The sequence below is a fragment of the Sphingobium sp. LSP13-1-1.1 genome, from assembly GCF_040676415.1.
Taxonomy (GTDB): domain Bacteria; phylum Pseudomonadota; class Alphaproteobacteria; order Sphingomonadales; family Sphingomonadaceae; genus Sphingobium.
Genome location: NZ_JBEGHU010000002.1, coordinates 93,918 through 106,098 on the forward strand (window position 1 = coordinate 93,918; position 12,181 = coordinate 106,098).

Sequence of the window (12,181 nt, forward strand, 5' to 3'; positions counted from 1 at the left end):
GCCCGAAACGGTGCATGGAACGCGATCTGCGACGGCGCTCAAGACCTGGCGGCTGACGGGCAAGGCGCCTGCGCCGGTCGTCACGGGCGCGGCGGTGGGCGATGCCATCGCGTCCGGCGCGGCCTGCATCATCCGCAGCACCGATGACATTGCGCAATTCGTCGATGGCGCGATCCTGGTGACCGACAATACCGATCCCGACTGGGTGCCGGTGATGCGGCGCGCGGCGGGGATCGTCACCGATCATGGCGGGCCGACCAGTCATGCGGCGATCGTCAGTCGGGAGCTTGGCGTACCCGCCATCGTGGGGGCGGGAGACGCGACCAGTCGCTTGACCGCAGGGCAGGACCTTACCTTGTCCTGCGCGGAAGGGGACCGGGGACATGTCTATCCTGGCCGCCTGCCCTTTGTTTCGGAAGAGGTCGATACGGCCAGCCTGCCGCTCACGCGCACGGACTTGATGCTGAACGTCGCGAGCCCGGCGAGCGCCTTCCGCTGGTGGCGGCTGCCCTCGCGCGGCGTGGGTCTGGCGCGAATGGAGTTCATCATCAGCAACCTCATCCGGGTCCATCCGATGGCACTCGCCCATCCCGATCAGGTGAGCGATGCGGCTGAGCGGCGGGAAATCGAGCTGCTGACGCGTGGCTATGATCATCCGCGCGACTATTTCATCGAGACGCTGGGCCGGGGCATCGCGAAGATCGCCGCCGCGCACCATCCTCATCCGGTGATCATGCGCTTGTCTGACTTCAAGACCAATGAATATGCGCACTTGCTGGGCGGCGCGGCGTTCGAGCCGCATGAGGAAAATCCGATGCTCGGCTTCCGGGGGGCATCGCGCTATTATCATGAGCGCTATCGCGACGGCTTCGCGCTGGAGTGCCGGGCGATCCGGTTTGTGCGGGAGGTGATTGGCTTTGAAAATGTGATCGTGATGGTCCCCTTCTGCCGGACGCTTGGCGAAGCGGACAGGGTGATCACCGAAATGTCGCGCCATGGGCTGATGCGGGGAGAGCGAGGGTTGCAACTCTACATGATGGCGGAGATTCCCGCGAATGTGGTGCTGGCGGAGCAGTTCGCGGCGCGGTTCGATGGTTTTTCGATTGGCTCCAATGATCTGACGCAACTGGTGCTTGGCGTAGATCGCGATTCAGACTTGCTCGCACCGCTGTTCGATGAGCGCGATCCTGCGGTGATGAAGATGATCGCGGACCTGATCGCCCGTGCGCGCAAGGCGGGGGTGAAGGTCGGGATATGCGGGCAGGCGCCGAGCAATTATCCGGAGTTCGCCGAATTCCTGGTGCGCGAAGGGATCGACAGCATATCCCTGAACCCCGACAGCTTCGTCGCGACCCTGAAATGCGTGGCCGCGGCGGAAGCCGGGCGAGTTGTTCCTGCGGCCTGAGATGGCCGGTGCTGGCGCTGAACTGACGGGCCTTTCCGCTTCGCAAGCGCGGGAGAGGCTGGCGGCGGAAGGGCCGAACGAACTGCCACGGCCAGCGCGGCGCACGCCGTTCAGGATCGCGATGGAGGTGCTGCGCGAACCCATGTTCGCTATGCTGTTGGCAGCGGGTGGCCTCTATCTGCTGCTGGGCGACAAGGCCGAGGCGTTGATCCTGCTGGGTTTTGCGGGCCTCTCCATCCTCATCACCATCGTTCAGGAGGCGCGCACGGAACGCACGCTGGAAGCGCTGCGCGACCTGTCCGCGCCGCGCGCACTGGTGATACGTGATGGGGAAGCGCTGCGCATAGCGGGGCGCGAGGTAGTGACCGGCGATATATTGGTGTTGGATGCCGGGGACCGGATTGCGGCCGACGCTCTGCTGCTGGAGACGCAGGCACTGGAGGCGGACGAATCGCTGCTGACCGGCGAAGCGGTACCTGTCCGGAAACGGGCGGCGGGGCCAAGCGATCAGGAACAGGCCGAGCCGGGCGGGGATGATACGCCCCATCTTTTTTCAGGCGCCATCGTGACGCGCGGCAGCGGCGTTGCGCGCGTGACGGCGACAGGCCTTCGCAGCCGCGTCGGTCAGATCGGGCGGTTCCTGGAGACTTTGGAGACGCAGGTTCCGCACCTTCAGAAGGAAACGGCGCGGACGGTGAGCCTGTGCGCCGTTGGCGGTGTCAGCGTAGCGCTCCTGGTCGTGCTGCTTTATGGCGCTTTGCGTGGCGACTGGATGGCGGCGCTGCTGGCAGGGATCGCCACCGCCATGTCGTTGTTGCCGGAAGAATTTCCGGTGGTGCTGACCATCTTTCTGGCGATGGGCGCTTGGCGCATCGCGCAGGTGGGGGTACTGACCCGGCGCGCGTCGGCTATAGAGGCTTTGGGCGCTGCGACGGTCCTCTGCACTGACAAGACCGGCACCCTGACACAGAACCGGATGACCGTGACCGAACTTTGGTTGCCGTCTGGCGCTGCGACGGGTCTCGGCGAAGGTTTGCCGCATCCCGACTTCCACAACTTGATCGGGGCGGCAGCGCTGGCCAGCGCGCCGGTGCCGGTCGATCCCATGGAGGTCGCGTTTCATGGCATTGCCAGGGATGCCCGGCTTCCTGCCCGCGGCGATTGGGAGTTAGTACATACTTATGGCCTGCGACCGGACCTGCTGGCGATGTCCAATGTCTGGCGGCCGGCGGGCGAAGGCGAGCCGCTGACCGTGGCGGCCAAGGGCGCGCCGGAAGCGATTGCGCGCTTGTGCCGTCTGGATGGGGACGCGCGCCGGGCGCTGGAACAGGCGGCGCAGGCGATGGCGGCGCGGGGGATACGCGTTCTCGGCGTCGCATCGGCGCAGGCGTCGGGCGATGATCTGTCGAAGGGGCATGAAGTGCACGACTTCACGCTGCTGGGGTTGATTGGCTTGTCCGATCCGCTGCGGGCTGGCGTGACCGAGGCCGTCGCGCAATGCCTGGCGGCGGGTATCCGGGTCGTGATGATAACCGGCGATTTTCCAATTACCGCGCAGGCGATCGCCGCGCAGGCGGGGATCGGGGCGGGCGTGGTGATGGCGGGCGACGAGGTGAGGGCGCTTTCCGACGCTGACCTTTGCGTGCGGGTGAAGGATGTCACGATATTCGCCCGCACCATGCCGGAACAGAAGCTGCGGATCGTGTCGGCGCTGAAGGCCGCAGGCGAAGTGGTGGCGATGACGGGCGACGGGGTCAATGATGCGCCGGCGCTGAAGGCCGCCGATATCGGCATCGCGATGGGCAAGCGCGGCACAGATGTTGCGCGGGAGGCGTCGGCCATCGTGCTGGTGGAGGATGATTTCGGCGCGATCGTCATCGCCATTCGCCTTGGCCGCCGCATCTACGACAATATCCGCAAGGCCATCGGCTTCATCTTCGCGGTGCATGTGCCGATTGCGGGGCTTGCCGTTTCTCCGCTGTTGCTGGGCCTGCCATTGGTGTTGGGGCCGATTCAGATCGCGCTCCTGGAAATGATCATCGATCCCGTCTGCGCTCTCGTTTTTGAGGCGGAGCGGGACGAAAGCCGCATCATGCAGCGGCCGCCTCGCGACCCGGCCGAGCGTCTTTTTTCGAAGGGCTTGATCCTGCCCAGCATCGTATATGGCGGGATTGCTTTCGCGCTGCTGCTCGGGCTTCAGCTGGGAGTGACGTATTGGGGATTTGCTCCGGATCGCGTTAGGACGATCCTTTTCTTCGCGCTGGTCGGATCCATCATGGCGCTCATACTGGTGAGCCGATCCTTCAGCACCTCGCTCATCCGCGCCCTATGGCGAAACAATGCGTCATTGCGGTACACAGCGGCTGCTGTGCTGCTAGCATCCGCGTCGATCGTCCTGCTGGCGCCGTTACGACGGATTCTCGATTTCTCCCCCCTCAGGCCAGCGGATTTCCCTTTTTTGATCACACCGCCCACGATCGTTCTGTTTCTGTGCGAGATCGTCAAGGAACGGCGTGGCAGGCGCGCTTGACCGCCCTTCAAGTGCAGTTGCTTCGATAAAAGCGAATTGCGGCGTGCTGCTCCTTTGGAAGTCGTGATGACGCCATATGTGAACACAGGTATGGCCCGGATCCGCCACAGTTGCGTCGTCTGTGCGCGCTGAGGCGGATCAGGTTGTGCAGGGTTGAGTGATTGCTGCAAGCGACGTCGCCGCGACCGATCCGATCACCTGGATTTTGCATTTCGTTCTACCTGTGCTATCGACGCTTCGCTGAACGTCGCGTTTTGACGGATATCGGGCCGTTTCGGTTCACCTTTGTCCCCACATTGCCTCTTTTAAGCCGGAATGCGCGAATGGTCGCGCGTTCGCAGGACATGCAACAAGGAGACCGAGCATGATCACCGGAACAGTCAAATTCTTCAACGCCGACAAGGGCTATGGCTTCATCGCGCCCGAAGGCGGAGGCGATGACGCGTTCGTGCATATTTCCACCGTGGAACGCGCAGGTATGCACACCCTCGAAAAGGAGCAGCGCGTGACATATGAACTGGAGAAGGACAAGCGCGGCAAGATGTCCGCGGTCAATCTCCAATCAGCGTAAACGGTGCGGGGGCAGGCCAGGAGGCCGCTCCCGGCACATGCCTGTGGACATTGGTTCGCATTGCGAGGCCTCACGGGGGACGAAACCGCCCGTGAACAGGTCAGGCGTCCGGAACATACGGATTTCCACCGAAGCCAAACCGCGAAGCATCCCCTGGTCAAACGGATAGCGGGCATCAATCCGCCGGAAGACGGACGCAGGGACAACCCACCAATGAATTTGAAAATGGAATGCGGCAAGAGCCGCAAGGACTTACGATGAATATTGTTACACAGATCAGAAAACGTGCGATTATCCACCTGCCTTTTGGCAAGCAGGGCAAAAGACCCTTTTCTCCCACTCGATCGACGACGCTCTCTACCAATGAATTGAAGCGGATCGTTGCAGCGATGATTGGTTGAACATCATGCGCCGGCAGTATCCCACGCTGTCGGCCTTTCTCCAGAATTAGGAACAGTAATGAGCCGAGAAGCAATCCGCCCCTTTTTGATTACAAAGGATGAGGATGGTCATTTCCGGCTCACTGTGCGTGAAACACGCTATAATTCGCAGGGTTATCCGCTTGTGACCTCCCAGATGCAGGAGGAGACGTTCAAGACGGCAACTGCTGTGCGGAACTTTGCGCGAGATATGTTCAAGGCCGGACCCGGACAGTTTACAACCAAGTAAATTGTTGCCGGCTCACACGATTGGTTGAGCCTGGCCTCGGAAAATTCTCATCTCGGTATCGTGGCTACAAGTGGCGCTTCATGGCGTCCATGCGAGCGACATCAGCAAAGGGAAAATAGCTCAATGTTATCCATGCCCGATGATGCCGTCGAACTGATCGGCAAGGCAGAGCTTCCTGATGGAGGACGGCTGCACTTATGGCGACGCGGCGATGATTATTCCATCAGGTTCGGGGACAATGAACTGATGGGTAATCAGGTCCGTCATTCCGAAGAAGCTCTTGCCACCCTGGCCTGTAGCCGCCTGCAGCATCGGGACAGCCGCATCCTTATCGGCGGTTTGGGCATGGGCTTCACCCTCGGCGCTGCCCTGCAATCCTTGCCATCCACAGCCATCATAAGCGTAGCAGAACTCGTTCCGGAGATTGTGACGTGGGCAAATGGGCCTTTGTCACACCTCTTCCATGATTATCTCTCAGATCCCCGCGTCAAGGTTGAGATAGCCGACGTGCATGACGTGATCGCCCGAGAGAAGTCGGCGTTCGATGCCATCCTGCTGGATGTCGACAACGGACCCGATGGGCTGATCCACCTGGCAAATGAACGCCTATACTGCAATTGGGGACTGCGCGCTGCTCACGCGGCCTTAAGGCCCAATGGAATATTGGCTGTCTGGTCAGCCTATGGGGATGAAGGCTTCGTTGCACGCCTTGAAAACGCGCATTTCGATGTAGAAGAGGTCAGTGTGGCAGCCCTCGTTGATGGTGAGGACGTGATTCATACAATCTGGCTGGCTTCGAAGCAGGATGACTGCCGGTAGTTCGTCGTGATTTGACCCTCAGTGCGAGGGGCTTTCAGAAAACGGCCCCCTCCGCAGCGGGGGACTGGAACTGAACGCCTGAACGGCCGGGAAGGTCGACCTTGGCGAACTATGCTTTGGCGAGCGCGTCCATTACTGCCTCAAGGTCGCGCTTAACGACGACGTAGTGGCCCTTTTCAAAATTAACGGCGCTCGAGCATTTTCAAGTTGACCGTTTACGGTCAACGGCTCGGAAAATGCGGCATCAAAAGACCAGAGCGTTTTCGTTCATAGTGAAAACGGGGCCAGCTTGATCAGTTCCTCTGTAACGCCGAACGAAGCTGACACTGTCTGCATTGATTGCCAGGACGTCACCGTCGGGCGTCTCGAATTTGACGTACCCGTTCAAGGATTTTTCGCCTCAGGACTGGACGGAGCAGATCCGCCGCCTTTCTTCGCTTTATGCTTTGCAAGCAATCCGTCCAGTTCCGCTATACGGATGCGCTCCGGAGTATCCTTTGCAAGACCTTTCAGCCTGCATTCGGCCCACAGGCTTCGGCGTTCGGACTCCAATGCTTTCTGATACAAGTCGGCCATATTCTGCTCCGCAATTCGGTTGGATGCTCAGCGTCGATAGGCTACCCCGAGCGAGTCGTTTCAGGTGATGGCGTGGGGCTTGCCCCACGCCATCGGCCATCCTGTATGAACCAGCCTCAGCTATTTATTTTCGAGCTTTGCGCGCAGCGTAACGCGCATCGCGCGCAGCCTTCATTTCAGCGGCGCTGGCGGGCTTCAGCCTGGCGGCCTTGAGTGCTGCCGCGGCCTCTGCGGCGGCTTGTTTTTCGGCTTCGGCCGCCAGTTCGGCCGCTTTGCGTTCTGCCTTCTGAGCTTTGGCCAAAGCAGCAGCCTCAGCCTTGGCAGCCCGCTCGACTGCAAGTGCTTGATCCTTGGCTTCGCGCGCGCGGCGCCGCTCCGCCATAATTGCCTCGTCAACGGGCGGCTTGGCTCTCAGCGCATCCAGGGCTTTCTGTTTGGCCAATCCTGCTGCGGCAATACGGTCTTGAAACGAGGGAGCTTTATAAGAGGGCAAAGTTTATCCTTGAACGTTCATATCGACGGCGGACCTCGCGTTGCAGACGCAAGACCGGTTTAGCGGTGAAGGGGGAGCCACTAGCAAAAAATACCCCTGGTCTCAAGATCGTCAGATTGCGGGTAGAGGCACTGTCCGAAATTTCAGTCTGAAGATCGGCATAGCTAAAAAAGATCTTTGGGAACTTTGTCAGGTCGCCAGCATGTTGCCATAGCCGATGATGATGGTTGCGATGACGAGAAGGCCGACACCGCTCCACACCATCGCGCGCACGCGCGGCGCGGCGTCCTTCCACTCGCGGAAGGCAAAGCCCCAGAGCGTGCCGAAGATGATGATCGAGGCCATGTGCAGCGTCCACGACGAGAAGCCGAAGCGCCCCATCTGGCTTTCGCCCATGGTGTAGAAGAAGAACTGGAAGTACCAGGCGGTACCGCCCAACCCGGCGAGCAGGAAGTTGCGGCCGAGAGGAGGGCGCCCCTCGCCGCGACCGGCGTCCGCGTCCATGTGCATGGCAGTGCCGCCCAGCCACTGGCTTGCCGAGCCGTTGCGGACGATCAGGATCGCGCACCAGATCGCGTTGGTGGCGAGGCCGCCCGCCATGACGAGGCAGAGCGTCGGCAGACCAGTCCAGAGCGGGCCAGTGCCGGCAGCGGCGGAGAGTGCCTTGATCGGCTCGCCCGCGCTCAGCCCGAAAGCGAAGCAGGAGGACATGACGCCGGAGAAGATCGCGACCGCGATACCCTTGCGGAAATTGAACTCGGCCACAGCCTTTGTCTTCTGCGCATCGGAGAGCGCACGGTCCTTGGCGGCGCCCGCCATCGCCACCACGACGATGCCGGCCAACGTGACGAGCAGCCCGAGCAGGATCATGTGGCCCGATGTGCTGCCGAGCAGCTTCGCCGCGAAATCGCCTTGAAAGATTGGCGGGATCAGCGTGCCGAACACCGTGCATAGCCCCAGGACCACCGCCATGCCGAGCGACAGGCCGAGATAGCGCATGGTCAGCCCGTAGGTGAGGCCGCCAAAGCCCCACAACATGCCGAAGAACACGCACCAGCCGACGATCCGGCCGGGAACCTGCGCCATCACGCCAATCAGATCATGCGTCTGGACGGAGGCGAAAAACCACGGGGCGACCGCCCAGGAAAAGATCCCGCCGGTGAGCCAGAATATCTCCCAGTTCCATCGCCTGATGCCGCGATAGGGCACGTAGAAGCTCGCCGAGGCAAGGCCGCCCAGCCAGTGGAAAAGAACGCCGAGAAGGGGGTTGGCTGGCATCAGAGGTCAAGCCCCAAGCGATAGATGCGGTTGGCATTGCGGCCGAAGAGATCCCGCCGCTCCTCTTCGGAAAAACCTGCGGCGAAGGCGTGATATGCTGCCAGGTAGCGGTCGAGCGGGGCGAAGAGCTTGTCCGTGGGGCTGTCGCTGGCGAACATGGCACGCGCGGTGCCGAACACGTCTATTGCCTCGCGCAGCAGCGGCGCCACGGCATCCAGCGTCCAGTTCCGATCGATGAAGCCCAGCCCCGAAATCTTGATGGAGACATTGGGGCATGCGGCGAGCGCGCGGATGCCGTGGCGCCAGCGCGCCAGCCCCTCCCGCTCGGACGGGATCGGCATGCCGAGATGGTTGATGATCACCGGCACGTCGGGGTGACGCTGGATCAGCGGCGCGAGGCCCGCCATCTGCGGGGCATAGCATTGCAGGTCGAACGACAGGCCGTGGCGGCCGAGCCGGCCAAAACCGCGCCACCAGTCGTCGTCGAGCGTGACGTCGCTCGGGTTATAGGTGCGCATCGGGTTGACGTGCCAGTTGACGATCTGGCGGATGCCGCGGACGTGGGGATGTGCGGCATGCGCCTCCAGCACGGCATCGATCCCGTCGTCCTGCAAGGCCGCGAAGGCGACGATGCCGTTCGGCATACCCTGCGCCGCAGCGAGGCCTTCGAGCCAGCGCGTCTCGTCGAGCGCCTGATCGGGCACCGCGCCGGCGTCGATATGGACGCAACCGACGACGTTCCAGCGGCCGGCGTCGGCCAGATAGTCGTCGATCAGATAATTCTTCGCGATCGCCTCGGTGCTGCCGTTGGGGCCGGCATCGTCGAACGGCGGCAACAGCCACGGATAGCGAATGTGCGCCAGATCCCAGAGATGGACGTGGGCATCGACGAAGGGAATGGCGTCCAAGCGGCTTCTCCGGTCAGTGGGGGATGCGCCGCCTCTCGGGCGGGCGGTCGCATCCCGCAAAAGTCAGAAGGTCGTGCGTCCACCCGATGTGTCGAAGGTGGCGGCGGTGGTGAAGCTGCACTCCTCCGATGCCATGAAGCAGACCATGGCGGCCGATTCTTCGACTTTGCCCAGCCGGCCCATGGGAATCCTGGAGCGCATGTAATCGACCTGGCTCTGCGGCAGCTGATCGAGGATCGGGCTTTCGAAGGTTGCAGGCGTCAGCGCGTTGGCGATCACGCCCTTGCCGGCCAGTTCCTTGCCCAGCGACTTGGTGAAGCCGATCACGCCCGCCTTCGATGCCGAATAGGCCGAGGCATTGGGATTGCCTTCCTTGCCCGCCACCGAGGCGACGTTGACGATGCGGCCATAACCGTTCGCCAGCATGTGCGGCACCACCTCGCGGCAGCAGTAGAACAGGCCGTTGAGGTTGATATCGACCACGCGTTGGAAGCTGTCGATGGGGAACTCCCAGACGGGCTGTGTTGCCCCGGTGATGCCCGCCGAGCAGACCAGAATGTCGATATTGCCGAACAGGTCTGCGGTTTCACGCGCGGCGGCCGAAACCGCCTGCGGATCGGCGACGTCGAGCGCGACGGTGTGCGCGGCGCCGACCTCGTCCTTCGCGGCGGCCAGCGTTTCGGCATTGAGATCCCAGAGGGCGACGGTGCCGCCTTCCGCCACGATCCGCTTCGCCACTTCCCTGCCCAGCCCGGAAGCGCCACCGGTCACGATGGCGGTCCGGCCGGCATAGCGCCCCGAGAACAGGGTCATGTCAGCACCTCGTCACCGAGATGACGCCACGCTGCGACCGTCTGGGTCTGGGTGCCGAGCTTCGCGATCGAAAGCGTCATTTCGTCGCCGGGCTTGAGGAAGATCGCGTCCGGTTTCTTGCCCTCGCCCACGCCCGGCGGCGTGCCGGTTATGATCAGGTCGCCGGGGAACAGCGTCACATATTGGCTGAGATAGGCGATGATCTGCTTCACGGTGAAGATCATTGTCTTCGTGTTGCCGGTCTGCATGCGCTGGCCGTTGACGTCGAGGCTCATGTCGAGATCCTGCGGATCGCCGACCTCGTCGGGCGTCACCAGCCAGGGGCCGACCGGGCAGAAGGTGTCGTGGCCCTTGCCCTTGCTCCACTGGGTACCGCGCTGCTTCTGGTTGAACCGTTCCGACACGTCGTTGGCCAGCACGTAGCCCGCGACATGATCAAGCGCGTCCGCCTCCTCCACGTAGCGGCAGGTCTTGCCGATGATCACGCCCAGTTCGACCTCCCAGTCCCCATGGGTCGAATCCTTCGGCAGCATCACCTCGTCATTGGGGCCGGTGAGCGCCGACAGCGCCTTCATGAAGACGACCGGCTCGGTCGGGATCGGCAGGTTCGATTCGATCGCGTGATCCTCGTAATTGAGGCCGATCGCGACGATCTTGCCGATGCCCTTCAGCGGCACGCCGTAGCGGGGCGTGCCCTCGACCACGGGCAGCTGGTCCGGATGGACCGCCCTGGCGATGGCGAGCGTCGCCGGCGTGATGTCCTCGACGACCTCGGACAGATCGCGGATGTGGCCTTCGGCATCGACGATGCCGGGTTTTTCGGACCCGCGCGGGCCGTAGCGGCAGAGCTTCATGGGAAATCCTCAGTGGGTATAGGGGCGATGAAGGGGGATGTCGCGGTTGAGCTCGACGCCGAAGCCCGGCTTGTCGAGCGCGCCAACCTTGATGCGGCCATTGACCGGGACCGGTTCGCCGAGCAGCTGCGGTGCGAACATCGGCACCACTTCGGTCGGTCCGGGGTGCATCATCAGGAACTCGGCGAAGGGCGAGTTGTGGCGGGTGATGACGAAATGATAGCTGTAGACCGACGATCCGTGCGGGATCATCAGCACACCCTTGCTCTCGGCATAATTGGCGATCTTGATCAGTTCGGTAACGCCGCCGCACCAGCCGACGTCGGGCTGGATGATGTCGCAGCAATCCATGTCCATCAGCATGCGGAAGCCCCAGCGGGTCGCCTCATGCTCTCCGGTGGTGACGAGCAGGCCCCTGGGCGCGTTCTGCTTCAGCGCGGCATAGCCCCAGTAATCGTCGGGTGAGAGCGCCTCCTCGATCCATTTGAGCCCACATTCCTCGTAGGCGCGGTGGGAGAGCCGGGTGGCGTAATCGAGATCGAGGCTCATCCAGCAATCGAGCATCAGCCAGAAATCGTCGCCAACCCGCGCGCGCATCTCGGCCAGTTCGGCGATGTTCTTGTGCAGGCCCTCAATGCCTTCCGCGGGACCGTGGTGGAGTGGGAGCTTGCCGCCGATGAAGCCCATCTCCTTGGCGAGATCGGGCCGCGCTCCGGTGGCGTAGAATTGCAGTTCTTCGCGGACGTTGCCGCCGAGCAGCTTGTAGACCGGCTCGCCGCGCAGTTTGCCGAGCAGATCCCACAAAGCGAGATCGACGCCGGAGATTGCGTTGATCACCAGTCCCTTGCGCCCGTAATATTGGGTCGAGAAGTACATCTGGTCCCAGATCTTCTCATAGTCGGCCGGGTCGCGACCTTCGAGGAAGCGGGCAAGATGCTTTTCGACGATGTAGCAGGCCGGTTCTCCGCCGGTCGTCACCGCGAAGCCGACCGTGCCGTCAGCCGCCTCGATTTCAACCACAAGCGTGCCCAGCACATTGATCCCGAAGCTCTGCCGGCTCTGCCGATATTCGGGATAGCGCGCCATCGGCGTCGCGATGTGATCGTCGATCCAGTGCCCCTCGCCCTGGTCGTGATAGTCGGCCCCGCCGCCGCGCACCACAAAGGCGCGGACATACTTGATCAACGGTAGCGCCACGGAGATCCTCACCCCTATATAGTCAGGCCGCTGCACGACCATGTTGCCAATATATGGAAACGTGTTTT

General features: G+C 62.4%; 12 protein-coding genes and 1 pseudogene. 6 read left to right on the top strand and 7 right to left on the bottom strand.

Annotated elements, in window-relative coordinates:
- Positions 1-7 precede the first annotated feature (7 nt).
- The 6 genes and pseudogenes from ppsA to MRBLSP13_RS03340 all read left to right on the top strand — a co-directional run.
- Positions 8-1,405: pseudogene (gene ppsA, locus MRBLSP13_RS03315) on the top strand (phosphoenolpyruvate synthase); the annotation flags it as partial.
- 1 nt (position 1,406) lies between these two features.
- A complete protein-coding gene (locus MRBLSP13_RS03320; protein WP_363752690.1) occupies positions 1,407-3,935 on the top strand; it encodes a cation-translocating P-type ATPase in 2,529 nt (842 codons plus the stop codon).
- Positions 3,936-4,299: 364 nt separating this feature from the next.
- A complete protein-coding gene (locus tag MRBLSP13_RS03325; protein ID WP_363736748.1) occupies positions 4,300-4,506 on the top strand; it encodes a cold-shock protein in 207 nt (68 codons plus the stop codon).
- Positions 4,507-4,763: 257 nt separating this feature from the next.
- On the top strand, positions 4,764-4,907 hold the full coding sequence (locus MRBLSP13_RS03330) for a hypothetical protein (RefSeq protein ID WP_363736746.1): 144 nt from the start codon (positions 4,764-4,766) through the stop codon (positions 4,905-4,907).
- Positions 4,900-5,175, top strand: coding sequence for a hypothetical protein (locus MRBLSP13_RS03335; RefSeq protein WP_363752693.1), 276 nt, complete (start codon positions 4,900-4,902; stop codon positions 5,173-5,175). Before MRBLSP13_RS03330 ends, MRBLSP13_RS03335 begins: the two co-directional genes overlap by 8 nt.
- Before the next feature lie 132 nt (positions 5,176-5,307).
- Positions 5,308-5,994 carry a spermidine synthase gene (locus MRBLSP13_RS03340; protein ID WP_363752695.1) on the top strand — a complete coding sequence of 229 codons (687 nt, stop codon included), beginning with the start codon at positions 5,308-5,310 and terminating at the stop codon, positions 5,992-5,994.
- 384 nt (positions 5,995-6,378) lie between these two features.
- Here the strand turns inward: MRBLSP13_RS03340 and MRBLSP13_RS03345 are convergent, their stop codons facing one another.
- The 7 genes from MRBLSP13_RS03345 to rhmD all read right to left on the bottom strand — a co-directional run bounded on the left by MRBLSP13_RS03345 (position 6,379) and on the right by rhmD (position 12,155).
- The gene (locus MRBLSP13_RS03345) at positions 6,379-6,570 is read right to left on the bottom strand and encodes a hypothetical protein (protein ID WP_363736742.1); all 192 of its coding nucleotides are present in this window, start codon (positions 6,568-6,570) and stop codon (positions 6,379-6,381) included.
- 124 nt (positions 6,571-6,694) lie between these two features.
- Positions 6,695-7,063, bottom strand: a complete 369-nt coding sequence (locus MRBLSP13_RS03350; RefSeq protein WP_363736740.1) for a DUF6481 family protein — start codon at positions 7,061-7,063, stop codon at positions 6,695-6,697.
- 189 nt (positions 7,064-7,252) lie between these two features.
- Positions 7,253-8,341: an L-rhamnose/proton symporter RhaT gene (gene rhaT / locus MRBLSP13_RS03355; RefSeq protein WP_363752698.1), complete on the bottom strand. Its 1,089-nt coding sequence runs from the start codon at positions 8,339-8,341 to the stop codon at positions 7,253-7,255.
- Positions 8,341-9,249, bottom strand: a complete 909-nt coding sequence (locus MRBLSP13_RS03360) for an amidohydrolase family protein (protein WP_363752700.1) — start codon at positions 9,247-9,249, stop codon at positions 8,341-8,343. Before MRBLSP13_RS03360 ends, rhaT begins: the two co-directional genes overlap by 1 nt.
- A gap of 63 nt (positions 9,250-9,312) precedes the next feature.
- Positions 9,313-10,062 (bottom strand): SDR family NAD(P)-dependent oxidoreductase, encoded by a 750-nt coding sequence (locus tag MRBLSP13_RS03365; protein WP_363736734.1) that lies wholly within the window; start codon positions 10,060-10,062, stop codon positions 9,313-9,315.
- Positions 10,059-10,916 carry a fumarylacetoacetate hydrolase family protein gene (locus MRBLSP13_RS03370; RefSeq protein ID WP_363752702.1) on the bottom strand — a complete coding sequence of 286 codons (858 nt, stop codon included), beginning with the start codon at positions 10,914-10,916 and terminating at the stop codon, positions 10,059-10,061. Before MRBLSP13_RS03370 ends, MRBLSP13_RS03365 begins: the two co-directional genes overlap by 4 nt.
- A 9-nt stretch (positions 10,917-10,925) precedes the next feature.
- Positions 10,926-12,155, bottom strand: coding sequence for an L-rhamnonate dehydratase (gene rhmD, locus MRBLSP13_RS03375; RefSeq protein ID WP_363736730.1), 1,230 nt, complete (start codon positions 12,153-12,155; stop codon positions 10,926-10,928).
- Positions 12,156-12,181: the final 26 nt, after the last annotated feature.